This window comes from Rhizobium sp. 05L429, from assembly GCF_056397645.1.
Genome location: NZ_JBFTNV010000002.1, coordinates 206242 through 228482, shown reverse-complemented (window position 1 = coordinate 228482; position 22241 = coordinate 206242). Strand labels below are relative to the sequence as shown.

Here is a 22241-nt window from a genome sequence, read left to right as displayed (position 1 = left end):
CTCGAATGCATCGTCGAGGGCTAGATGGAGCAGGGGCCAAGGGCGTCAACCGTTCGAATCGTCCCGGATGGTCAGCACGAAGGGTACGTTGCCGTCGGCATCCGCACCGCGGCCGATGGCTCTCACGGAATCGACGAGCCGCCCGCGCCGATCAAGCAGCGCGTCGCCGATTTCGACGATCCGTGCATTGGGTGTCGCATAGGGCGAGGCGGCGCGCAGCCGGCGGGCAAGTGCCATGTCCTCCTGCTCGGGCGCCAGCGACAGGGCGGCAATCAGCGCTGCGGCGGGTGAGCGCGAAACGCCCATCCAGCAATGGATCAGAAGGGGCGCCTCCTGCTGCCAGCCGGCGGCGAAATCGATGATCGCCTGCACATGCCTCTCGTCGGGCGCCACGAGATCGCCCGTGCCCTTGAAGGTGATATCGTTCATGTTAAGCAGCAGATGCCGATCGGCTTGGATCACGCCTGGACGGTGAAAGGCCTGTTCCTTCGCCATCAGGCTGATCATCTCGCGCGCCTTGTGCCGCACCGCCATCTCGGCAATGCGCGCCAGCGGAGAAACCACGATCACGGTCACGGGGTCACGCCCCGGGCTGCCTCGATCTCCGCAAAGCGTTCGCAGAAGAGCCGCTGCGCTTCGAGAGCTGGGAAAGGATCCATCGAGAGCATGTCCCTGGTGATGCCGCGCGGCTGGCCAAAGAATTTCTGTGCCTCTGCCGGCGTGAAGCCCGCAAGCACCGTTGCCTCAAAATAGGCGGCGATCGTATCGGCCTTCTTGATCTTGTCCTTGAGTTCGCGGGAAGGGTGCGGCGGCAGGCCGAAGCGCAGATGCACGGCGGCCTCCAGCCGCTTTTCGACCGTCTTGTATCCGCCACCGACGACCGCCTTGAAAGGGGAGATCATATCGCCGATCACATATTCCGGTGCGTCATGCAGCAGCGCCATCAGGCAATCGCCGGGTGTGGCGTCATTGAAGTGCCGGAAGATGGTTTCAACAATGAGACAATGCTGCGCAACTGAAAAAGCATGGTCGCCCGACGTCTGACCGTTCCACCGGGCGACGCGGGCAAGCCCGTGGGCGATATCGGTCAGTTCGACATCGAGCGGCGAGGGGTCGAGCAGATCGAGTCGCCGCCCGGACAGCATGCGCTGCCAGGCGCGTGGAGCCTTCGCAGTCGTCACGCGCTCGCCTCGTCCGAGGAGGTCGGGAAGCTGAGGCCGGACCAGGCCGGCAGGCTGAGCGTCACGGAAACATCGCCGGCAAGCAGCGGCGTACCGGATGCCATCGCCTCGCCGGCGCGGTCGATGCGCACGATCGCCAGTCCGTTTGTTCCCTCGACGGAGCCGAGCGTGCCGACCGGCTTGCCATTGGCGGTAATTTCAGTGCCGCTGGCGGGCAATGCGGCGCCGGCCGAAACAGTCACGACGCGGCGTCGTGCGGTGCCGCGATGATGCATACGGGACACCACTTCCTGGCCGACATAGCAGCCTTTCTTGAAGGAGAGGCCACCATTGAAATCCATCAGCACATCATGCGGGAAGGCATCCTGAAGCGCATAATCAGGCCCTGACGTAACGATGCCATGCTCGATGCGCAGCGCATCGTAGAGGGTCGCATTGTGGCTGCCATGATGACCGGCACGACGCAGCACGGTGACACCGGCCTTGGCGAATCGGCTGTCCTTGATGCCCGCTCCGGCCTCCTCGCCCCAGGAAATGGTGACGCCATCCTCTGCAACTGGCGTCAACGTCACCGGCGCGCGCAGGCGGTACATGGTCAATCGCTTCAGCAGCGCTTCGCGCTGGGAGGCGTCCGTTTCGATGACAAAGCCATCGCCGTCGCGCCAGATCATGAAGTCGAACAGGATCTTGCCCTGCGGCGTCAGCAACGCGCCCGGCCGCGCCTCGTCCGCACCAAGCGAGACGATATCAGTGGTGATGAGATTCTGCAGGAAGGCTTCTGCTTCAGGGCCGCCGACGGCAATAAGCGAGCGGTCTTTCAGGAATACGGCTGGCATGGCGAAACCTGTCGCGTTGGTGATCGCTCAGAGGTAAGTCTTTGAAGCTGATGGTGCAAGCGCTCTACAGCATCGGCGCAAAATCGGAAACGATTTTCGGAAAGCCTGATGCTTAGTTTCAATGAGTTAGAGCGTCCTTTGTGCATCCCAAAGGAGCCACGACGCTCTGGCGTCAGTCGCCGGCTGTGAAGAACTTCCATTTGCCGTCGGGCGTGATGCCGAGGCGGTAGAAATTATAGCCGCCGAACTCCTGCATATCGGAGAGGTCGCCTGCCGTGACGATGCGCAGCAGTTCGACGCGTTCCGGTGGGGTCAGCGATTTCAGGTCCTTCTCGGCGAAATAGGGCCAGACATACATGTCATCAGCCGTGCCCTGGCCGACATGCACGAAGCCGGTCGATATGACATCGAGCATTATGGCGAGGATCTCGTCGCCGTCAGGATCGCCGGAGAGATCCTTCAGCGTGCCGATTGGATCGTCTGTCGGTTCGCCGACCGTGACCTGTGTCTGGTCCGCGCCAGTGCCCATCAGCGGACGCAGGCGTTCGAGGTCGCCGGAGGCGGCCGCCTCAACGATCTGTTCGCGCATCTTGCGCACGGGTTCCGGCACCTTGCTGATGTCGTAGATCACTTCGGCGGGCTTGGAATTGTCGGACGCGCCCGGCGTCTTGTCGACGCTCTGGCCTTCCTTGTTGACGAGCGGATCGGGCATGGGGACACCCGAGGAGCCGTTCTGCGGTGCTGCCGGCTGCTGTGGGTTCTGTTGCGCCGTGGCGGGCGCATCGGGCTGGCCCGGAATCTTCTGAAGTTCAGAAAGTGCGTAGGCGGAAGATGCGGACAGCACGCTGCCTGCGGCAAGGCCGACGGCAAGCAGGACCGGCGCGAGCGCAATTCGCGATGAAATATCTTTACCGGTACGCATGAAACTCTCTGTATTGCCCTTATTGCAGGGTCCGGTTGGTGGAAAACTCACCTGCCAGCATGCGGTCGCGCAGCGAATCCAACAAGGCTTCGGCGCTGCTTTCTCCATGCAGTCTGATTGTCTCCCGCAGTGCATGGGCAATCGCAGCATCGGCAATGATTTCAGGCTCGATACCATCGGCCATTCCGTCGGCCCAAGCCTCGTTCTGGTATTCCAGAGCCGCCTGCATCTTTTCGTGGACGATCATGTCGTCGATGTCGTTGAGGCTTGGTTCCATTGTCTTTTCCTCAGAACTTCTCATGTCTTACCGCTATGTTAACAACACTAACAGCCTTTTCCCAAAACGACACGTCCGCATGCGAAAACAGGTTAATTAAACGTCAATTTCCAAACCGCGAAGTAATTTCTGTGGCAAGTGTTGCACCTTCGTTACGGTAGCGCTCTTCTGCCACGATGGCCGCCTGGGTGCAATCCGTATAAACCGAGGCAAAAGTGCGGTAACCGCGATTGAAGGCTGCGGTCAGTTTTTCCTTGCGCTGCGGCTCCCCATTCGTCTCGGAATCGAGCAGTTCCTGCATGTCGGCTCGCCATTCATCCGCGCCCTGAGCCTTGCAGAGCGTACGCAGGTAATGCACCGAACCCAAGACCTCTGCCAGCCGCGCCAGCTTGTCGTCATAGGGTACGACCACGACCGGCGGTGCGATCTCTTCCGTCGGCGGGGGAACTGTATTCTTGCTGCCCCGCGCCTCACCTTGCGCCATTGTCGGACTGGCCCAGACGAGGCCGCCAAAGACAAGAGATGACAAGAGAACGCGTCGAACGGGAATCATGCTCCCAGTTGATACAGGGAGCATGACAGGAACAAGGCGGATGTGGCAGTTTCCACTTCTATTCTGCCAACTCTTCCGGCATTGGCCTCATTCGCCGGCTGCCAGCCGCTCGACGCATTCGAGCACGCTCTGCGGCGCCGGCATGCGGCGGATCTCTTCCACGCTGTACCAGCCGATTGCTGCTGCATCATCGGCAGCTTCTGCCACCAGATGGCGGTCCGCCTCGACGCGGAAGACGGAGAGAAAGAAATGGCTGCTGATGCTGCCGTCGGGCGTATGCGTCTTCAGGTCATAGGTGGAGAATAGGCGCGGGTTTCGTGCCTGGATACCGGTCTCCTCGAAGAATTCACGCAATGCCGTCTCTTCGGGTGTTTCGCCGGGCTCGCCGCGGCCGCCGGGAAAGGCATACATGTCGGCCGAGGGCGGGTTTCGCCGCAGCACAAGAAGGAATCGGCCATCACGTTCCAGGATGGCGGAGGAGGCGGGTCTGGCTTCGGAGGTCATCGGCTCGCACGTGTTGCTGTGATGCCTGCCTTATCCCATGGGCAACTCACCTTGCGCAATCGCTGGGCTAGCATGGAATATGGCCGCTGTGATTCCTGCGAGATGCCCGTGACCTACCTGATCTATGCCCTTGCCGCCCTCTTCGAAATTGCAGGCTGCTTTGCCTTCTGGGCCTGGCTGCGGCTGGCAAAGCCCGTCTGGTGGCTGGCGCCCGGCATGGTGTCGCTGGCGCTGTTTGCCTGGCTGCTGACGCTGGTGCCGAGCGAGGCCGCCGGACACACCTTCGCCGCCTATGGAGGCATTTACATTGTTGCCTCGCTGTTGTGGCTCTGGCTGGCGGAGAACCGCGTTCCCGACCGCTGGGATATCGGCGGCGCGCTGATCTGCCTTGCCGGCACGGCGGTCATCCTCTTCGCACCACGCAGTTAGAGCCTTTCTGCGAAAGATGTGCAGCGGCTCTCCATTGGGAATTGCTTGTGGACAAAGCGCCTTGACCGATGCGGGGCAGGGTGCAAAGACATTCGCATGTGTGGACGTTTTGCCCTGACAGAAGTGGTCAAGGATATAGCCGAAGCTTTCAGCCTTGCCGAGCTGGAAGGCTTTCCGGCACGTTACAACATCGCGCCGACGCAGCCGATTCTCGTCGTCATATCAGGCGAAGGGCAGGAGCCGGGCAGCAACCTGCCGGATCGCCGCGCCCTGCTGGTGCGCTGGGGCTTCACGCCCGGCTGGGTCAAGGATCCCAAGGAATTCCCACTGCTGATCAATGCGCGCTCTGAAACCGCAATCGGCAAGGCATCCTTCCGCGCCGCCATGCGCCATCGCCGCATCCTCATCCCGGCTTCCGGCTTCTACGAATGGCATCGCCCGTCGAAGGAAAGCGGAGAGAAGGCGCAGGCCTATTGGATCCGGCCGCGCCGCGGCGGCGTCATCGCCTTTGCCGGGCTCATGGAAACATGGTCCTCAGCCGATGGTTCGGAAGTAGATACCGGCGCCATCCTGACGACCAGGGCCAACAGCGCGATCTCCTCGATCCATGACCGCATGCCGGTCGTCATCCAGCCGGAGGATTTTCCCCGCTGGCTCGACTGCAAGACGCAGGAGCCGCGCGAGGTCGTCGGCCTCATGCAGCCGGTCCAGGAGGATTTCTTCGAGGCGATCCCAGTTTCCGACAAGGTCAACAAGGTTGCAAACATGGGACCGGATCTTCAAGATCCGGTACCGCTCGAGAAGGTGTCGAAGCCGCCCCAGAAGAAAACGCCTGACAATGGCCAGCTCAGTTTCTTTTGAAACCCGAACCCGCCGTCCTGCAACTTCAGCAGGACGTGTACCATGTTCTCTCCAATCGAGATTCATGCCTCCGAACCAAGTTAAAAACAGGTTGAAGGGCGCTGATTGCTTTCCGTACGAAGCGATTTTTTTGTGCGGCAGAGACAACTGGTTGACGCGAGAAAGCAGGCACGACCCACGACACATATTAACGAGGTAATCGAGATGGACGCCAGCCATTCAATTCTCCTCAAGCTGGTTATAGCTTTGCTGCTCGGAACGCTGATCGGCGCCGAGAGACATTTGAAGCAGCGCAACTCAAATCTCGTCACACACGCGCTGGTTTCCCTCGGCGCCGCGTCCTATGCGTCGCTTCCAAGTGCTATGGGTTTGGAGTTTGATTTACGTATGGGCGCTCAAGTGATCACAGGCATCGGCTTCCTAGGCGCTGGCCTCATTATCCGCGACGGCACCAACATCAAAGGATTGAGCACGGCTGCGACGGTCTGGAGCACTGGCGCGGTGGGCGTCTTTGCTGGCTACGGGCAACTTCTGCTGGCCGTCGAGGCGGCGTTGTTTATCGTTGCCTTCAACTTTACGCTTCCCAAGCTTGGACGATATATTGAAACTTGGTCTGTGGTCGCGTCAGAACAGGACCGTATATATGACATAAGGCTGACGTGCCCGCTGGAGGACGAGGTCGCAATCCGGGCGGCGCTCCTGCAATCACTAAACGCCAACAAACTCCAGTTCCGATCGATTAAAAGCCGCCTTGACGAAGGCGACGGCAGCATGGAGATCGAAGCGATCGTTTTCAGCAAGAGTGATGAAGACAGCGTTGTCGAACAACTCGTGGCCCAGTTGAGCTTGAGATCGCAAGTGGCAAAAACCAGCTGGTCGAAAATTATCGACGACACTCAATGAACATGCAAGCGGCGGGCGGTGCTCAGTCTGTGATCGATGGATTATTGAGGATAACAGCCTCTGATTGCAAATGTTGCCTACCGAGCGAGCAGCCATCCTTCTGATCAGCGGGGCGGCCTAAAAAGCATTTCCTGCGGATCCGACGAAGTGCGCGTGACCTGACGGCTTGCCGCCGCCCAGTCAAGGGCATGAAACGACAGGCGGCGCTTTTTTGAAAGACGCATCCGAAACGGTCACGCAGGTGTAGTCCAGACTTCCGGTATCCGGCCCACATCTGCAAAAGATCCAGCTGTAACAAGAGTACTATCACTGACGGCTTGCCGATTTTAACGACTAGCAGTAGTATTTGAGCATATACGAATTTGCCGCTGTAGACTGCTTCCATACGTTTTGACTTGAGAAATTATCTCGGCTCTGATGGAGACTGGTCGATGAAATTGGGACGTCGAGTTCCGTCGGCATGCCTCATAATATTGTCGGCAACGTTAATGTCCGCACCGGAGAACGCCGCGGCGCAGGCTGAGCCTTCCGTCGGCGTCTTCAGCATACCGGTTCAAGATGTCTCGCCGAAGCACGAATTCGTCGGTCGCGTGGAGGCGGTCAATGCCGTCGATATCCGTTCGCGGATCGAAGGCTTTCTGGACGAACGCCTTTTTGACGAGGGCCAACTGGTCAAGAAGGATCAGGATCTTTTCCTGATCGACAAACGATCCCTTCAGATATCGTTAGCGGATGCCAAGGCAGCGCTTGCGAGCGCCCAGGCGAGCTTGGATGATGCCCAACGCCGCGTTGCGCGAAATCAGTCGCTGACCGGCCAGACCGTATCGCGCGCGACGCTGGAGGAAAGCCAAGCGGCGCTGGAGACCGGACAGGCAAACCTGTTGTCGGCGCAAGCACGCGTGGCCCAGGCCGAGCTCAATCTCAGCTACACGAGGATTACCTCGCCGATTGACGGCCGCATCGGGGCAGCGGAACTGTCTGTGGGAAGCTTCGTCAGCGGCAGTTCGATGGCGCTTGCACGCGTCGTGGAAATGGATCCAATCCGCGTGGTATTCTCCGTGAGCGACCGATCCATCCTCGAACTACGCGCAGCCGCCGGCGATATCGGCAAGGAAGAACTCGCCAGGCGCTACCAGCCCAGCCTGCGGCTCTCAAACGACCAAGCATACAGGGAGCCTGGAAAGATCGAATTCTTCGGCAACGAAATCGACCCGGCGACCGGGACGCTGGCGGTTCGAACACTGTTTTCCAATCCCGATGGCCTGCTAATTCCAGGGCAGTTCGTCACGGTCGTCATATCGGGAACGGAAAAGACACTACGCCCAGTTGTGCCCTTGGGGTCGGTGCAGCAGGACCGCGAAGGCAAGTTCGTCCTGCTGGTCAACGAGCAGAACGCTGTCGAGCTGCGGCGAATAAAGACCTCCCGGCAGATCAATGGCAACTGGGTGGTCGACGATGGTCTGAAAGGCGGCGAAAAACTCGTTGTCGAGGGGCTGCAGAACATCTCCGAAGGCGCGGCCGTCAGTCCCACGGAGGTCTCTCCAACCGATAGTAGCGTGATCTCGCTCGCTCCTGCCGCATCACAATCAGGGTCCGCGCAATGAACATATCGGCGCACTTCATCGCGAGACCGAGGTTCGCGATGGTCATCGCGATCGTGATGATGATCGCCGGAGGGGTCTCCCTCCTCTTGATACCCGTCGCGCAGTTTCCTCAAATCACACCGCCCGAAGTGCAGGTGACGGCAAGCTATCCGGGCGCGAATGCAAGCGTCATGACCGATAGTGTAGCAGCGCCGATCGAGGACCAGGTGAACGGCGTCGACGACATGCTCTACATGTCGTCATCGAGCACCAACAACGGTACCTATAGCCTGACCGTTACGTTCGCGGCCGGGACGGACCCGGCAATTGCCCAGGTCAACGTGCAAAATCGGGTGGCGATGGCAACGCCGCGGCTTCCTGCCGCCGTCACGCAGACAGGCGTCTCGGTCAGGACGCGTTCATCGAGCATGCTGCTGGGCTTTGCGGTCTACTCGCCGAAAGGCACCAGGGACGATGTGTTCATCAGCAACTACGCGATGATCAATATCCGCGATGCGATCGCCCGCCTGCCGGGCGTTGGCGAGGCGAGCGTGTTCGGTCCCGCCTACAGCATGCGCATATGGATGAACCCCGATCGCATGCAGGCCCTTGGGGTAACCGCCGCCGACCTGGCCGCCGCGATCCAGGCCCAGAACGCCCAGGCGTCCGCCGGCCAGCTCGGCTCTCCTCCCGCACCCACCGGCCAGCAGCTGCAATTGACCGTCATGGCGAGAGGAAGGCTCGCGGATGCGGACGAGTTCGGCGACATCATCATCCGCACCAACAAGGATGGCGCGATCGTCCATCTCCGCGACATCGCCCGGGTCGAACTCGGAGCAGAATCCTACGATACGGCATCGACCCTGAACGGCAAGCCCAGCGCGACCGTTGTCGTCTATCAGTCGGCGGACGCCAATGCGCTGGCGGTATCGAACGCCGTTCTGGGCGAGCTGCAGACGTTGTCGAAACAGTTTCCCGATGACATCGCATACACGGTCGTTTTCGACACCACCGCTTTCGTTCGCCAGACCATCCACGAGATTTTCGTCACGCTGGCGATCACCTTCGCGCTCGTCGTGGCCGTCGTGTTCCTTTTCCTGCAGGACTGGCGCGCGACCATCATCCCGACGCTGACAATACCGGTTTCGCTGATCGGTGGCTTTGCCGTGCTTTATCTCATGGGCTATTCGGCGAATACGATCACGCTTTTCGCGATGATACTGGCGATCAGCCTGGTCGTGGACGACGCCATCATCGTGGTGGAAAACGTCCAACGCATCATGAGCGAGGCCGGCGTTGACGTGCGCGAGGCGACGTTGCGTACTATGAGCCAGGTCACCGGTCCGATCGTCGCCACGACCTTGGTGCTGGCCGCCCTCTTCGTACCGGTTGCGTTTCTCGCCGGCATAACCGGTGAACTTTACCGGCAGTTTGCGGTGACCATCCTGGTGACGATCACCTTCTCGACGATCAATGCCCTGACGCTCAGCCCGGCGCTGTGTGTCCTGATCCTGCGCCCGGCACAGGAGAGCCGCTCGCGGATTTTCAGCAGGATAAACGGGGCGCTCGATGCGTCGAGACGATTTTACCTGCGATTGCTGGCGGTCTTTGCGCGTAAGATCGCCCTCAGCTTGCTCGTTTTTGCTGTTGTCGTGGTCGGCATCTACGGCTGCTATCGCATTTTGCCGGTTGGTTTCGTGCCCTCGGAAGACCAGGGCTACTTGTTCATGAATGTGCAATTGCCGGACTCCGCATCCCTCGAGCGCACGCAGGAAACAATCGCGACGGTGACTTCAGTGCTTCAGCGGACGCCGGGTATTGCAAACACCATTGCCATCGCTGGAACGAGCATGATCGGCGGCGGCGGCTCCAATTCAGCAATGGTCATCTCGGCACTGACGCCCTGGAGCGATCGCGGATCGGATCAAAGCGCTTTTGCGCTGATGAACCGGCTTCGCGGGGAGTTCAGCAGAATTTCGATGGCATCAGTGGTGCCGTTCAATCCGCCGGCGATACCCGGTCTCGGCACGACCGGCGGATTTGATTTCCGCCTTCAGGCTCGTGCCGGGCAAAGCCAGGAAGAACTCGCCGAAGTGATGCGCGGGCTGATCATCGCAGCAAACCGGACGAAGCAGCTGACCAGCGTCTTCAGCACGTTTTCGGCGGACGCGCCGCAAATCTATCTCACCATCGATCGGCGGCGCGCCGAGATTTTCGGCGTTTCGCCTGCTGCGATCTTCAGCACGCTGCAAGCGCATCTCGGATCGGCCTATGTCGATGACTTCAACATATTTTCCCGCGTATACCAGGTTCGCATCCAGGACGAGCCGAACTTCCGCTCCCGCATCGAGGACATCCAGCGCCTGAGGGTGCGAAGCCAATCGGGCGATCTGGTCCCGTTGCAGGGAATGCTTTCGATCTCAACCATCTATGGGCCGAACTCTGTCAACCGCTACAATCTTTTCCCGTCCGCCGCAATCAACGGACAGGCGGCGGCGGGCGCAAGTACCGGGGACGCCTTGAACGCCATGGAAGCGCTTGCCGCAGAGAAGCTGCCGCCAGGCTTCGGATACGAATGGACGGGACTGGCTCTCCAGGAAAAGCAGGCCGGCGGGCAGACGGTCATCATCCTGATCATGGGGATCATATTCACCTATCTCTTCCTCGTCGCCCAATATGAAAGCTGGAGCGTCCCGCTGGCGGTGATGATGTCCGTGACCATCGCGGTTCTTGGGGCCCTGGCGGGGCTGGTGATCGGTGGCATCGACCTTAATATCTACGCGCAGATCGGCCTGCTGCTTTTGATCGGGTTAGCGGCCAAGAACGCTATCCTCATTGTGGAGTTCGCCAAGGAGCGCCGGGAGGAAGGTTTCAGCATCACGGAAGCGGCAACCGAGGGGACCTCTCAGCGCTTCAGGCCTGTGTTGATGACAGCGATGGCGTCCATCTTGGGGGTTGTGCCGCTGGTTGTAGCATCGGGGGCCGGAGCGGGCAGCCGCCAGGCGATCGGCGTGACGGTCCTGGGTGGGCTGTTGGTCGGAACGGTTGCAGGCCTCCTCATCATTCCGTTGCTCTATGTATTCGTTCAGACAGTGAGGGAGGCCGTCAAACGACGAATGTTCAGCGGTACGCATGCAAATGGCGGCTCATCTGCGGCCGCCACTCCGGATTAGAAATACGTTCGCTCGGAACGACGCTGGGGTTGGTGAAGGCAAGTTGGTCCACGACCGTATCGATGTCTTCGGACAAATGCTGCCATTTCACTGGATCAATGGCCCGGCCGGGCGCGAGCTTGGAACCGGCGCAACCGCAGTACCGAAGCTTCTGCCAGCCCCCGACTATCCGGTTGGAATCATCGCCGGCGACATAGGTGTCAATCCAGTTTTCAGTTCCATCATAGAGGGGCCGAACGACGGGAAGGTGTCGGTCGCATCGACGAGATTGCAGGGTGCCGCCGAACATCTCGTGCTGCACACCACGCACACCTTCATGATGTTCAACCCGCGTCATCGTGCAGATCGTCAACTTCCTCGAAAGAGGCGAGTTTCTCCACGGCCTGACAATGCAGGAAGCGAGTGACACTATCGGCATCGTCACGAGCCTGCCGGCGGTCAGCCTGCTCGCGCGGTTCTTTACGCCCGCTTAGGCGAGCTTCTTGACCGGTGCCGGCTTTGCCATCATCGAAGCCGCAGCGACGGCCTTGAGGCCGAGCGGGCGGTAGTTGGTCGTGAGATCCGGCTTGGCTGTCTGCTGCTGTTCCGTTGTCTTCTTCGAGGTCACGATACTCTCCTTACGTGTTTCCTAGAATTTTATCTGTCTTGTTCTTTTGTCTTTAATAGCGACAAAAGAGAGGCATCGCCTATCAGGAAATGTAACCACGGAGCATAATTCGCGAGGCTTAACCGAAGCCTGCGTTCGTTAATACTTACTTAATAAAGTGGATGCTCAGATGTGACGACCGATGTCGTCCTCGCCGATACCGGGTTCCTCGATGGTCAGCGTGCCATATTTGCGTTTCCACTTCCGCGCTCCGAAGGGCAGCGAAATGAGGTAGGCGCAGACCGTGAAGACCATCACTTCCCAGGTAAAGCTCATCAGCATCGCGACGTAGATCACCACACCGAGCATGGCAGGCAGCACGAGATCACGGCGCATGCGGCTCTCGGATTTACCGGACCAGACAGGCAGGCGGCTGATGAGCAGGAAAGCGATGAGGACCGTGTAGCCCGAGGAGAGAAAGGCGAAGGTCCGGTCGGTGGTGAGGCCGAGAAAGCCGAGATAGACGGGCAGGAGCACCAGCATCGCGCCGGCCGGCGCCGGCACGCCGACGAAATATTCCGATTGCCAGGGCGCGCGGTTGTCGCGTTCCGACATCACATTGAAGCGTGCCAGCCTGAGGCCGGCGGCGATCGTGTAGATGAGCGCGGCGATCCAGCCTAGCGAGCGCGCCTGGTCTAGCGCATACACATAGACCACGAGGGCAGGGGCGACGCCGAAATTGACGATGTCGGCAAGCGAATCCATCTGCGCGCCGAATTTCGACGTGGCTTTCATGAGGCGCGCCACACGACCGTCGATACCGTCGAGGAAGGCGGCGACGAGCACCATGGCGACAGCCAGCTCATAGCGGCTTTCGAAGGCGAGCCGGATGCCGGTCAGGCCGGCGCAGATGGCAAGGATGGTGATGAGGTTCGGAACGACGAGCCGGATCGGAATCTCGCGCAGGCGCGGCCCGCGCGCCGAATCGTCGCTCGGGCCGTTCGGTTCGAAGGGCGGAAAGGGTGTTTCCATATCGCGCTCTCCTGAAAATTAGCTGCGGCGGCTGATGACCGGACCCTTTGCCGAGGCGAATTCCGCAATGACGGTCTCGCCGGCAACCGCCGTCTGACCGAGCGAGACGCGCGGCGCGGTATCAGCAGGCAGGAACACGTCGAGCCGCGAACCGAAGCGGATGAGGCCGATACGTTCGCCGGCATCGACAGGTTCGTTGGCATGCGAAAAGCAGAGGATGCGCCGTGCGACGAGGCCGGCAATCTGCACGACGCCGATCTGCCCGTGGCGGGTCTCGATGACGAGGCCGTTGCGCTCGTTCTCCTCGCTCGCCTTGTCGAGCTCGGCATTCACGAAGCTGCCCTTGCGATAGTTGATGCTGACGATGCGGCCGCGCATCGGGGCGCGGTTCACATGGCAGTTGAACACGTTCATGAAGACGGAGATGCGCAGCATCGGCTCGCTGCCGAGGTTCAGTTCGGCCGGCGGCGTCACCATCTGGATCGAGGAGACCTTGCCATCCGCAGGCGAGATGACGAGATCGTCGTCCTGCGGGGTGACGCGCTCGGGATCACGGAAGAAATAGGCGCACCAGAGCGTCAGGATAAGGCCGATCCAGAAGAGCGGCTTGAAGATCCAGCCCAATACGAGCGACGCGACGAAGAAGGCGGCGACGAAGGGATAACCTTCCTTGTGCACCGGGACAATCGTGTTGCGAACCGTATCGAACAAGCTCATGAATGCCGGCCTCCTGTCGTTTTTCGTATCCGCTGGTTACAGAAAAACGACCTGAGGAGCAATGGCATGGACCGCAGGCCGCTTTCGATGCGTTGGTTCTATACAACAAAACGAGCGGTTTTGCCCGTTTCCGGCGTTAGGTCGCAGGCGCCAGACGGTTGACGATGCCCAGTTCGTCGCTCTCGCGAACCTGCTTCAGGTGCTCTTCGGCCTGTGTCGCCTCGCGCTGGCGGCTCCACATCGAGGCATAGAGTCCGTTCTGTTCGAGAAGAGCGGCATGCGTGCCGCGCTCGGCGATCTCGCCGCTCTTCAAGACGATGATCTCATCGGCGCTGATGACGGTAGACAGGCGGTGGGCGATAACCAGCGTCGTGCGGTTTTTGGAAACGACGTCGAGCGCCGTCTGGATTTCCCGCTCCGTCGTCGTGTCGAGCGCCGAGGTCGCCTCGTCGAGGATGAGGATGGGCGGGGCCTTCAGGATGGTGCGGGCGATTGCCACGCGCTGCTTCTCTCCACCCGAAAGCTTCAATCCGCGCTCGCCCACCTTGGTTTCGAAACCCTCCGGCAGCGTCTCGATAAAATGCCCGATCTGGGCGATTTCGGCGGCCTGCTTCACGTCGGCTTCGCTGGCCGAAGGCCGCCCGTAGCGGATATTGTAGGCCACCGTGTCGTTGAACAGCACCGTATCCTGCGGCACCATGCCGATGACCGAGCGCAAGCTCTTCTGCGTGATGCCGCGTATATCCTGCCCATCGACAGTGATCGCGCCGCTCTGGATATCGTAGAAGCGATAGAGCAGCCGCGACAGTGTAGACTTGCCGGCTCCTGAGGGACCGACGACGGCAACCGTCTTGCCAGCGGGCACCTCGAAGGAAATGCCTTTCAGGATCGGTCGGGCCGGATCATAGAAAAAATGCACGTCCTTGAAGGAGATGGCGCCCTGGCCGATGGCAAGATCCTTCGCGTCCGGCGCGTCCAGCACCTCTGCCTTTACTTCCAGGAGATCGAACATCTGCTCAATGTCGATCAATCCCTGGCGGATTTCGCGATAGACGAAACCGATGAAGTTCAGCGGAACCGAAAGCTGCAGCAGCATGGAATTGATGAAGACGAAATCGCCGACCGTGTGCTCGCCGCTCTGCACCGACCAGGCCGAGAGAACGAGCATGATCGTCGTGCCGATGCCGAAGATCACACCCTGGCCGAAGTTCAGCCAGCCGAGTGAAGTCCAGACGTCGGTCGCCGCCTTCTCATAGCGTTCCATCGAAGTGTCGAAGCGCTTGGCCTCCATCTCCTCATTGCCGAAATATTTGACGGTTTCGAAGTTGAGGAGCGAGTCGATCGCCTTGGTGTTGGCGTCCGTATCGCTATCGTTCATCGTGCGGCGGATGGAGATGCGCCAGTCGGAAGCGCGGATTGTGAACCAGATATAGGCCCAGACGGTAAAGGCGGTGACGGCAAGATAGGAGAAGCCGTAGCCCCACCAGAAGATCGCTGCCGTCAAAAGGAATTCGATGACGGTCGGGACGGAGTTCAGGATCGTGAAGCGCACGATCGTTTCGATGCCCTTGGTGCCGCGTTCGATGATGCGCGAAAGCCCGCCTGTCTTGCGCTCCAGATGAAAGCGCAGGGAAAGCTCGTGCATATGCACGAAGGTGCGGTAGGCAAGCTGGCGCACGGCATACTGGCCGACGCTGGCAAACAGCGAATCCCGCAGCTGGTTGAGGCCGAGCTGGATGAGGCGCGTCAGGTTGTAGGCGATGACGAGTGCGGTTGCGCCGATCAGCAGCGGCGGCAGCGTGCCTTGCAGGTCCATCCTGCCGTTCAAAGCGTCGGTGGACCACTTGAAGAAATAGGGCACCAGGAGCAGGACGAATTTCGAGATCAGCAGGAAGACCGAGGCCCACACCACCCGCATCCTCAAATCCGGCCGGTCCGCCGGCCACATGTAGGGCCAGAGATTGTAGAGCGTTCCCAGCAGGTTGGTATCTGAAACTGTCTTGCCGTTAGCCATGCCTATCTCCAGCCCGGCGGGCCGCTGCTGTCGCGACCTGTCGCCGTTCCCGCGAGATATGCCACTGGCTGGCCGAATACAACATTGATGCGGATTTTATGGGCGATAGTTGCGCGTCGGCTCTAACGAAAACGGCGGCCGATGGGCCGCCGTTTCGAAGTTTTAGAGGTGGCCGCCGGAGAGCCGCTTGCGGTGCAGCTCCTCGGCATTCGGCAGCGCATCCTTCGGCAGGCCGAAGACCTGGCCCGGACGGATATGGTCCGGATTGATGATCTTGTCCTCGTTGGCGATGTAGATCGTCGTATAGCGCACACCGAGGCCATAGGTGCGGCGCGAGATCTGCCACAACGTATCGCCACGGCGGATGATGACGGCGTTGTTGTTTGCCGTCAGCGGCGCCTGCTCGATCGTCTTCGGCTGGCTGGCATCGGACACCTCGTTCGCCCGGGGAACCGTCAGCTCGGCAATGATCGCGCCGAGATTGTCGAGCGCACTGCCGACGGACTTGGCGTCCTTCGGCAGGCCCTGCAATATCCTGAGCGCGTTGCCGGCGATCTGCGATGCGGAAGCCGATGCCTGCTTGAAGGCGTCGGTCGCATCGATGCCCGGACGGAAGTCGACGAGCGAGCGCAGAGAGAATTCCGTGGCCGAGCGGGCAGCCGCTAGCTGTTCGACACCCGGCACCTTGCCGTCTGCAAACAGGCCCTTCAGCAGGCCGAACGCCTTCGCCGCGTCGCCCTTGAGCTTGCCGAGCTGGCCTTCGTCGAGTGGGAGTGCGGCTTGATTGGCATTGCTGCCGGACTGGGCGGCAACCGTGACCTGATCGCCCGCCGGGCGATTGAAATTGACGGTGGCGCGCACCAGCACCTTGCCGGCGGCATCGACGACATCGACGCGGATCTTGTGGTCGCCGACCGAAAGATCCTTCACCCCATCAATGACGAAGTGACCGTCCGGCCCTGCGGTATCCTGGCCGATCAGCGCATCATCGGCATAGCCAATGACCTTGGCGTTGGCGTGCGTCGTGCCGGCGATGAAGATCTTGTTGCCCTCGATCTCAACCGCGCTGACCATCACGTCAGCCGTGCTGGCGCCACCCAGCTGGGTGCCGGGAACCGCCGGTGCCGTCTTGGCATTGTCGCCGGCGCCGGCAGGCATATCCGGGGTCTGCATGGCGACCTGATCCTTTGCCGCGCCATCGGGAGCAGGGGCGCCGTTGCCGGCAGACGCTGCGGATGCATCATTGGCGGAAGGCGGCTGGGCGCTGGCGACCTCAGCCTTCGGCGCCGTGATGATGCGGCTTGCGGTGCCGGGCTTGGAGACCATGGCGAGCAATTCGCTGCCGCTGCCGTCCTTTGGCACGGAAACGGTCGCAACTTCTTCCGAGAGCGTGGTCTTGCCGTCCTTGCCCGTCACTTTCAGCACGAGCTGATGGTCGCCGGCGGGAAGCGGATTGTCGAGAACGACGGCAAAATCGCCGGTTCCATCGACATCGGTCGTCACGACCACCTTGTCGCCGTCAAGCACTTCCAGCTTGCCATGCGGCTCGGCCGAGCCGGCAATGACGGTCGAACCATCGGGCTCGACGCGCAGAACGTCGAAAGCAGGCACCTTCGGGCCGGTGCTGGAAGCGGTATCGGCAGCGGGAGGCGTCTGGCCATTGGCAGCAGCCGGCTGGCCGGCTGGCTCCGACGCACCGGCCAATGCGATTTCGGCCCGTGCGAGTGCAGCCAGCGCATCGGCGGCATTTTCAGGGAGATTCTGGATAATGTCGCGCGCCTTGCCCGCACCGTCCTTGGCCTTGGAGACGAGGCCTGCGGTTGTGGTGTCGAGACCTTCGGGAGCGGCGAAATCGACGATCGCGGTCAGCGCGTTCACGGCTGTAGTTTTGACGCCTGCAAGCGCATCGGCGGCTGGCACCTTGCCATCGACGAACAGCGCCTTAAGTCCCGAGAGAGATTTGCCGGCATCGGCGGTGAGGCTGCCGATCTTCTGGACGACGGGTGCTGCATCCACAACGGCGGAGCGGGAGGTCTTGGACGTTTCGTTAACCGTGTTGTGGACCTCAGTGCCGGCCTGGTTGATGGCATCACCAACCTTCGCCACATCGGAACCGAGACGAGGCATGACGAAAAACACCATCAGTATGATTGCAATTATAAGCACTGCGAGGGCCAGCAAGCCGGCACGGTTTTTCATCATTACGTCTCCCAAGGCGGCAAATTGCCGTAGTATTCAGAAATTGCTAGCGATTCCCGTTGCTTTTCACAAGCATTCAAAGCAATTACGCAAGCGCTGCACGCCGCTTTTCAGTCAATTTTCTTGACTGCATTGAAATGGAATAGTTGTTTTTCCCCTATGACCGAACAATCTGTATCGATTCGATCCATCTGCGTTTACTGCGGCTCTCGGCCGGGACGCGATCCTTCCCATATGGCTGCCGGCCGCGCACTCGGAAAGGAGATCGCGGAATATGGCCTTCGCCTCATCTACGGCGGTGGCACGAAAGGCATCATGGGTGCTGTGGCCAGCGGGACCCTATCCAACGGTGGTCAGGTGACGGGCATCATTCCCGAGTTCCTGATCGACATGGAGGCGACTCGCCATTCCCTGGGCCAACTCAACGAGCTTATTGTAACCCCTGACATGCATGCGCGCAAACACACGATGTTCGAGCGCTCTGATGCTTTCGTCGCGCTGCCCGGAGGCATCGGCACACTGGAGGAGATCGTCGAGATCATGACCTGGGCACAGCTCGGCCGTCATGAAAAGCCGATGGTCTTCGCCAACATCAATGGTTTCTGGGATCCGATGATGGAGCTCTTGCGCCACATGACGGGCGAAGGTTTCCTGCACACCGCCCACCGTGTCCAGCCGCTCGTCGTCGACGAGATCTCGGGCATCATCCCGGCCATCATGGCGCAGGCGGCAGAGCTTGCCGCCGATCGTGACGGCGAGGACGAGGTCATCTCGAAGATGTAGGTTCTCAAGCAATTCCAGCAAAGCTGTGCTACGGTTTGCGTCCGGAATTGCGTGAAAAAGGCTGCGCTCAGCGCCCGCGCGCCGTCTTCAGCATCGACCAGCTGTAGAAGAAGAGACCCGCCCAGATCAGCGGGAAGGCGATCATGCGCGCCGTGTTCATCTCTTCGTGGAAGATGAAGACGGCGATGAGGAAGATCATCGTCGGCGCGATATACTGCATGATGCCGATGGTCGACAGCTTGAGCAGCTTGGCGCCGTTGGCGTAGATCATCAAGGGCACGGCAGTAATCAGTCCGCAGCCGAGCAGCAGGGCGGTATCGGAAAGGCCCGTGCGGTATAAGTGCCCTTCGCCGCTGACGAATTCCAGGTAGAGGATGTAAAGCAGCGCCGGCAGGCTGAGAATCAGCACTTCCAGGAAGAAGCCCTGGTTGGGGCCAAGCGGCAGCGTCTTGCGAAACAGCGCATAGAAGCCCCAACTGATGGCGAGCGTCAGCGCCACCCAGGGAATGCCGCCGCTGTCGAAGGCGAGTACCACGACCGCAAGGCCGGCAAGGCAGATCGCCGCGATCTGCATCGGCTGCAGCTTTTCCTTCAGGAGCACTGCACCGAGAAAGATGCTGAAGAGCGGATTGATGAAATAGCCCATGGCCGCATCGAGCGAATGGCCGGCGCCGATCGCCCAGACATAGGTGCCCCAGTTTACGGTGATCAGCGCCGCGGTCATCATTGCCATGGCGAGCATGCGGGGAGAGCGCAGAGCAACCGCAATATCCTGCGTGCGCCCCAGCACCAGGAGCACGATGCCGGCGAGCGGCAGCGACCACAGAATGCGGTGGGCGATAACTTCGGCCGGCGAGATATGCGCCACTGCCTTCATGTAGATCGGCAGGAAGCCCCACAGAAGATAGGCCGTCAGCGCAAAGGCAAAGCCGCGTGGACTGTCTTCGTTCTTGATGAGGGGGGCGCTTGCATCGGCAGACATCCGGTGTTTCCATCTTTGTTCTGTTTCTGATCCGGATTAGCTTAAGCGGCGTGAATAAGCCAATTCATTTCGGTGAATAGACGGTCATGGCTCAGGCAGGGCTGGGGAGGCTGGATATGGGTGAAACGGAACTGGTGATCTGCCGAAAGGCCTATGCCGCCCAGATGCTGGCGAAGATGGGTATCGTGGGCGACGAGCGGCTGCGACAGACCTTTGCCACAGTTCCGCGGGAGGATTTCCTCGAACCGTCGCCGTGGCGCATGGCGAACGGGACCGGTTATCAGGACATGCCGTCCACCGATCCCGTCGTCCTTTATCAGGATGTTCTGATTGCGCTGCAGGAGGGGCGGCAGGTCAACAACGGCAGTCCCTCGCTGCATGCGCTCGGCCTTCACTGGCTGGCGCCGCAACCCGGCGATACGGCCTGCCATATCGGCGCCGGCGGTGGCTACTATACCGCCATGCTGTCCCATCTGGTTGAAAGCGGCGGCCATGTCGTGGCGATCGAATATGACCGGGAACTCGCCGCCCGCGCTAGTGCCAATCTCGCCCCCTACGGCAATGTCGAGGTCAACTGCGGCAATGGTCTGGAATGGCCGCAATCGCCGTCCGACGCGATCTACGTCAATTTCGCGGCTCACAGGCCAGCCGAAGCCTGGATCGACAATCTTGCTGTTGGCGGCAGGCTGATCTTTCCGCTCTGCGCGCCCGCGCGTGACGGCAATGACAATCTGCGGCCGCGCAGCGCCCGCGGCGGCTTCTTCCTGATCCGGCGCACGCCGGAGGACTATCGCGCCCGCCATCTCAGCCCCACCTTCTTCGTCTGGGGCCATGGCGCGACCGGTACGATCGAAACCTACAGGGCGCTGGAGTCCACTTTCCGGCAGGGTGGCATGGAGAAGGTCACGCGGCTGCGCTGGAAGGTGCCGAAGCAAGAGGACGAATGGTATTCGGAGGAGGACTGGGGCCTCCTATAGAGCATTTCCGCTTTTTCTTCGAATGACGGAAATGCTCTATATCTCTTTGTTTCCACGCAATTCCGGACGCAAAACCGCTGCATACTTTTGCTGGAAGTGCTTTAGCATTCACTCGGCGGCGATCTTGCCGGCAAGTTGCCGGTTCTTCATCAGCTTGTAGATGACCGAATCCATCAGCGCCTGGAACGAGGCGTCAATGATGTTCTCGGACACGCCGACCGTCCACCAGCGCACGCCGCTGGAATCGGTGGATTCGATGAGAACGCGGGTGATGGCCTCGGTGCCGCCATTGAGGATACGCACCTTGAAGTCGGCGAGCACGAGATCGTCGATCTCATGCTGATACTTGCCGAAATCCTTGCGCAACGCGAGATCGAGCGCGTTGACCGGGCCTTCCGCCTCCGCGACGGACATCAGCGTCTGGCCGTCGATGGCGATCTTCACCACGGCTTCGGAGACGATCTTGATGCGGCCGTGGGAATCGAAACGCCGTTCGATCATCACCCGGAAACCGTCGATCGTGAAGAAGTTCGGAATGGTGCCCATGGTGCGCCGCGCCAGAAGTTCGAAGCTCGCATCCGCACCCTCGTAGGCATAGCCGGATGCTTCGCGTTCCTTGACGATGGAGATCAGGAGGTCGAGCTTCGGATCGTCCTTGGCGACATCGATGCCGCGCCGCCTCAACGCATTGATGAAGTTTGCCTTGCCGCCCTGATCCGAGACCATGACCTTGCGGAAGTTGCCGACACTTTCCGGCGGCACGTGCTCGTAGGTGCGCGGGTCCTTCAGCAGGGCGGAGGCGTGGATGCCAGCCTTGGTGGCGAAGGCAGACGCGCCGACATAGGGCATCTGATGATCCGGCGAGCGGTTCAGCAGTTCGTCGAAAGCATGCGACAGACGGGTGAGGTTGGTCAGCCGCTCCGCGTCGATCGCCGTTTCGAAACGCGTATTATAGGTGCTTTTCAGCGCCAGCGTCGGGATCAGCGTCACCAGATTGGCGTTGCCGCAGCGCTCGCCGACACCGTTGAGCGTGCCCTGGATCTGGCGCACGCCGGCCTCGACGGCGACCAGAGAATTGGCGACTGCCTGGCCGGTATCGTTATGTGCATGGATACCGAGACAGTGGCCCGGCACGCCTGCGGCGATCGCTGCTTCGACGATGGCGCGTACTTCCGGCGGCTGCGCGCCGCCATTTGTGTCGCAGAGCACCACCCAGCGCGCGCCGTTCTCATAGGCGGTCTTGGCGCAGGCAAGCGCATATTCCGGATTGGCCTTGTAGCCGTCGAAGAAATGCTCGCAATCGACCATCGCCTCCTTGCCGGCGGCAACGGCAGCCTTGACGCTTTCGGCGATGCATTCGAGGTTTTCCTCGTTGGTGCAGCCGAGTGCGACCTGCACATGATAATCCCAGCTCTTGGCGACGAAACAGATCGCGTCGCTGCGCGCCTGCAGCAGGCCGGCAATGCCCGGATCGTTGGAGGCGGAAACACCCGGCCGCTTCGTCATGCCGAAGGCGACGAAGGAGGCCTGGTTCGTGCGTTTCTCAGCAAAGAAGGCGGTATCGGTCGGGTTCGCACCCGGATAGCCGCCCTCGACATAGTCCAGCCCGAACTCGTCCAGCATGCTCGCAATCGCAATCTTGTCCTCGACGGAAAAGTCGATGCCGGGCGTCTGCTGCCCGTCCCGGAGCGTCGTATCGAAGAGGTAGATTCTTTCGCGTGTCATGGTG

General features: G+C 60.6%; 22 protein-coding genes and 1 pseudogene. 8 read left to right on the top strand and 15 right to left on the bottom strand.

Annotated features, from left to right (window positions below; all coding sequences use genetic code 11):
• Positions 1–45: 45 nt before the first annotated feature.
• The 7 genes from AC1DNW_RS02830 to AC1DNW_RS02800 all read right to left on the bottom strand — a co-directional run bounded on the left by AC1DNW_RS02830 (position 46) and on the right by AC1DNW_RS02800 (position 4273).
• A complete protein-coding gene (locus tag AC1DNW_RS02830; RefSeq protein ID WP_113311452.1) occupies positions 46–576 on the bottom strand; it encodes a tyrosine phosphatase family protein in 531 nt (176 codons plus the stop codon).
• Positions 573–1181 (bottom strand): HD domain-containing protein, encoded by a 609-nt coding sequence (locus AC1DNW_RS02825; RefSeq protein ID WP_113295203.1) that lies wholly within the window; start codon positions 1179–1181, stop codon positions 573–575. The genes AC1DNW_RS02830 and AC1DNW_RS02825 overlap by 4 nt, the downstream gene beginning before the upstream one ends.
• Entirely contained in the window at positions 1178–2017 is an 840-nt protein-coding gene (gene ygfZ, locus AC1DNW_RS02820) for a CAF17-like 4Fe-4S cluster assembly/insertion protein YgfZ (protein WP_113311451.1), read from the bottom strand. Before ygfZ ends, AC1DNW_RS02825 begins: the two co-directional genes overlap by 4 nt.
• 172 nt (positions 2018–2189) lie before the next feature.
• Entirely contained in the window at positions 2190–2939 is a 750-nt protein-coding gene (locus tag AC1DNW_RS02815) for a hypothetical protein (RefSeq protein ID WP_113311450.1), read from the bottom strand.
• 19 nt (positions 2940–2958) lie between these two features.
• Positions 2959–3216 carry a hypothetical protein gene (locus tag AC1DNW_RS02810; protein ID WP_113184571.1) on the bottom strand — a complete coding sequence of 86 codons (258 nt, stop codon included), beginning with the start codon at positions 3214–3216 and terminating at the stop codon, positions 2959–2961.
• Between the two features lie 103 nt (positions 3217–3319).
• Entirely contained in the window at positions 3320–3793 is a 474-nt protein-coding gene (locus AC1DNW_RS02805) for a TIGR02301 family protein (RefSeq protein WP_477851838.1), read from the bottom strand.
• A gap of 63 nt (positions 3794–3856) precedes the next feature.
• Complete coding sequence (locus AC1DNW_RS02800) at positions 3857–4273, bottom strand: NUDIX domain-containing protein (protein ID WP_113311448.1); 417 nt, start codon at positions 4271–4273, stop codon at positions 3857–3859.
• Positions 4274–4381: 108 nt separating this feature from the next.
• Here AC1DNW_RS02800 and AC1DNW_RS02795 point away from each other — a divergent pair, with 108 nt between their 5' ends.
• The 5 genes from AC1DNW_RS02795 to AC1DNW_RS02775 all read left to right on the top strand — a co-directional run bounded on the left by AC1DNW_RS02795 (position 4382) and on the right by AC1DNW_RS02775 (position 11222).
• A complete protein-coding gene (locus tag AC1DNW_RS02795; RefSeq protein ID WP_113311501.1) occupies positions 4382–4702 on the top strand; it encodes a YnfA family protein in 321 nt (106 codons plus the stop codon).
• Between the two features lie 96 nt (positions 4703–4798).
• Complete coding sequence (locus tag AC1DNW_RS02790) at positions 4799–5563, top strand: SOS response-associated peptidase (protein WP_477851836.1); 765 nt, start codon at positions 4799–4801, stop codon at positions 5561–5563.
• 204 nt (positions 5564–5767) lie between these two features.
• On the top strand, positions 5768–6466 hold the full coding sequence (locus AC1DNW_RS02785; protein WP_113311500.1) for an MgtC/SapB family protein: 699 nt from the start codon (positions 5768–5770) through the stop codon (positions 6464–6466).
• Positions 6467–6897: 431 nt separating this feature from the next.
• Positions 6898–8070, top strand: coding sequence for an efflux RND transporter periplasmic adaptor subunit (locus tag AC1DNW_RS02780; RefSeq protein WP_477851835.1), 1173 nt, complete (start codon positions 6898–6900; stop codon positions 8068–8070).
• Positions 8067–11222, top strand: coding sequence for an efflux RND transporter permease subunit (locus AC1DNW_RS02775; RefSeq protein WP_477851834.1), 3156 nt, complete (start codon positions 8067–8069; stop codon positions 11220–11222). Before AC1DNW_RS02780 ends, AC1DNW_RS02775 begins: the two co-directional genes overlap by 4 nt.
• Here AC1DNW_RS02775 and AC1DNW_RS02770 read toward each other — a convergent pair.
• Positions 11170–11559, bottom strand: coding sequence for a hypothetical protein (locus AC1DNW_RS02770; protein WP_477851833.1), 390 nt, complete (start codon positions 11557–11559; stop codon positions 11170–11172). The genes AC1DNW_RS02775 and AC1DNW_RS02770 overlap by 53 nt on opposite strands.
• A 1-nt stretch (position 11560) precedes the next feature.
• Here AC1DNW_RS02770 and AC1DNW_RS02765 point away from each other — a divergent pair, with 1 nt between their 5' ends.
• Entirely contained in the window at positions 11561–11695 is a 135-nt protein-coding gene (locus AC1DNW_RS02765) for a hypothetical protein (protein WP_477851831.1), read from the top strand.
• On the opposite strand, the gene AC1DNW_RS02760 is transcribed toward AC1DNW_RS02765, so the two are convergent.
• From AC1DNW_RS02760 to AC1DNW_RS02740, 5 genes and pseudogenes are all read right to left on the bottom strand, one after another.
• The gene (locus AC1DNW_RS02760) at positions 11692–11829 is read right to left on the bottom strand and encodes a hypothetical protein (RefSeq protein ID WP_477832832.1); all 138 of its coding nucleotides are present in this window, start codon (positions 11827–11829) and stop codon (positions 11692–11694) included. The two genes, AC1DNW_RS02765 and AC1DNW_RS02760, sit on opposite strands and share 4 nt — an antisense overlap.
• Positions 11830–11994: 165 nt before the next feature.
• Positions 11995–12840 carry a CDP-diacylglycerol--serine O-phosphatidyltransferase gene (pssA, locus tag AC1DNW_RS02755; protein WP_113311445.1) on the bottom strand — a complete coding sequence of 282 codons (846 nt, stop codon included), beginning with the start codon at positions 12838–12840 and terminating at the stop codon, positions 11995–11997.
• Positions 12841–12858: 18 nt separating this feature from the next.
• A pseudogene (locus AC1DNW_RS02750) lies at positions 12859–13560 on the bottom strand (phosphatidylserine decarboxylase); the annotation flags it as partial.
• 133 nt (positions 13561–13693) lie between these two features.
• Positions 13694–15571 (bottom strand): ABCB family ABC transporter ATP-binding protein/permease, encoded by a 1878-nt coding sequence (locus tag AC1DNW_RS02745; RefSeq protein ID WP_477851830.1) that lies wholly within the window; start codon positions 15569–15571, stop codon positions 13694–13696.
• 162 nt (positions 15572–15733) lie between these two features.
• Positions 15734–17773: a LysM peptidoglycan-binding domain-containing protein gene (locus AC1DNW_RS02740; protein WP_113311442.1), complete on the bottom strand. Its 2040-nt coding sequence runs from the start codon at positions 17771–17773 to the stop codon at positions 15734–15736.
• Between the two features lie 156 nt (positions 17774–17929).
• On the opposite strand from AC1DNW_RS02740, the gene AC1DNW_RS02735 reads away from it, so the two are divergent.
• Entirely contained in the window at positions 17930–18553 is a 624-nt protein-coding gene (locus tag AC1DNW_RS02735; protein ID WP_113295216.1) for an LOG family protein, read from the top strand.
• A gap of 67 nt (positions 18554–18620) precedes the next feature.
• On the opposite strand, the gene rarD is transcribed toward AC1DNW_RS02735, so the two are convergent.
• Positions 18621–19535 carry an EamA family transporter RarD gene (gene rarD, locus AC1DNW_RS02730; RefSeq protein ID WP_477832830.1) on the bottom strand — a complete coding sequence of 305 codons (915 nt, stop codon included), beginning with the start codon at positions 19533–19535 and terminating at the stop codon, positions 18621–18623.
• A gap of 116 nt (positions 19536–19651) precedes the next feature.
• On the opposite strand from rarD, the gene AC1DNW_RS02725 reads away from it, so the two are divergent.
• Positions 19652–20512 (top strand): protein-L-isoaspartate carboxylmethyltransferase, encoded by an 861-nt coding sequence (locus tag AC1DNW_RS02725; protein WP_113312262.1) that lies wholly within the window; start codon positions 19652–19654, stop codon positions 20510–20512.
• A gap of 108 nt (positions 20513–20620) precedes the next feature.
• Here AC1DNW_RS02725 and cimA read toward each other — a convergent pair whose 3' ends face one another.
• On the bottom strand, positions 20621–22237 hold the full coding sequence (gene cimA / locus AC1DNW_RS02720) for a citramalate synthase (RefSeq protein ID WP_113312263.1): 1617 nt from the start codon (positions 22235–22237) through the stop codon (positions 20621–20623).
• Positions 22238–22241 lie beyond the last annotated feature (4 nt).

Coding starts and splice junctions, on each gene's coding strand:
- ygfZ (WP_113311451.1), bottom strand. CDS start 2,017: ATGCCAGCCGTATTCCTGAAAGACCGCTCGCTTATTGCCGTCGGCGGC.
- AC1DNW_RS02815 (WP_113311450.1), bottom strand. CDS start 2,939: ATGCGTACCGGTAAAGATATTTCATCGCGAATTGCGCTCGCGCCGGTC.
- AC1DNW_RS02810 (WP_113184571.1), bottom strand. CDS start 3,216: ATGGAACCAAGCCTCAACGACATCGACGACATGATCGTCCACGAAAAG.
- AC1DNW_RS02805 (WP_477851838.1), bottom strand. CDS start 3,793: ATGCTCCCTGTATCAACTGGGAGCATGATTCCCGTTCGACGCGTTCTC.
- AC1DNW_RS02800 (WP_113311448.1), bottom strand. CDS start 4,273: ATGACCTCCGAAGCCAGACCCGCCTCCTCCGCCATCCTGGAACGTGAT.
- AC1DNW_RS02790 (WP_477851836.1), top strand. CDS start 4,799: ATGTGTGGACGTTTTGCCCTGACAGAAGTGGTCAAGGATATAGCCGAA.
- AC1DNW_RS02785 (WP_113311500.1), top strand. CDS start 5,768: ATGGACGCCAGCCATTCAATTCTCCTCAAGCTGGTTATAGCTTTGCTG.
- AC1DNW_RS02780 (WP_477851835.1), top strand. CDS start 6,898: ATGAAATTGGGACGTCGAGTTCCGTCGGCATGCCTCATAATATTGTCG.
- AC1DNW_RS02775 (WP_477851834.1), top strand. CDS start 8,067: ATGAACATATCGGCGCACTTCATCGCGAGACCGAGGTTCGCGATGGTC.
- AC1DNW_RS02770 (WP_477851833.1), bottom strand. CDS start 11,559: ATGACGCGGGTTGAACATCATGAAGGTGTGCGTGGTGTGCAGCACGAG.
- pssA (WP_113311445.1), bottom strand. CDS start 12,840: ATGGAAACACCCTTTCCGCCCTTCGAACCGAACGGCCCGAGCGACGAT.
- AC1DNW_RS02745 (WP_477851830.1), bottom strand. CDS start 15,571: ATGGCTAACGGCAAGACAGTTTCAGATACCAACCTGCTGGGAACGCTC.
- AC1DNW_RS02740 (WP_113311442.1), bottom strand. CDS start 17,773: ATGATGAAAAACCGTGCCGGCTTGCTGGCCCTCGCAGTGCTTATAATT.
- AC1DNW_RS02735 (WP_113295216.1), top strand. CDS start 17,930: ATGACCGAACAATCTGTATCGATTCGATCCATCTGCGTTTACTGCGGC.
- rarD (WP_477832830.1), bottom strand. CDS start 19,535: ATGTCTGCCGATGCAAGCGCCCCCCTCATCAAGAACGAAGACAGTCCA.
- AC1DNW_RS02725 (WP_113312262.1), top strand. CDS start 19,652: ATGGGTGAAACGGAACTGGTGATCTGCCGAAAGGCCTATGCCGCCCAG.
- cimA (WP_113312263.1), bottom strand. CDS start 22,237: ATGACACGCGAAAGAATCTACCTCTTCGATACGACGCTCCGGGACGGG.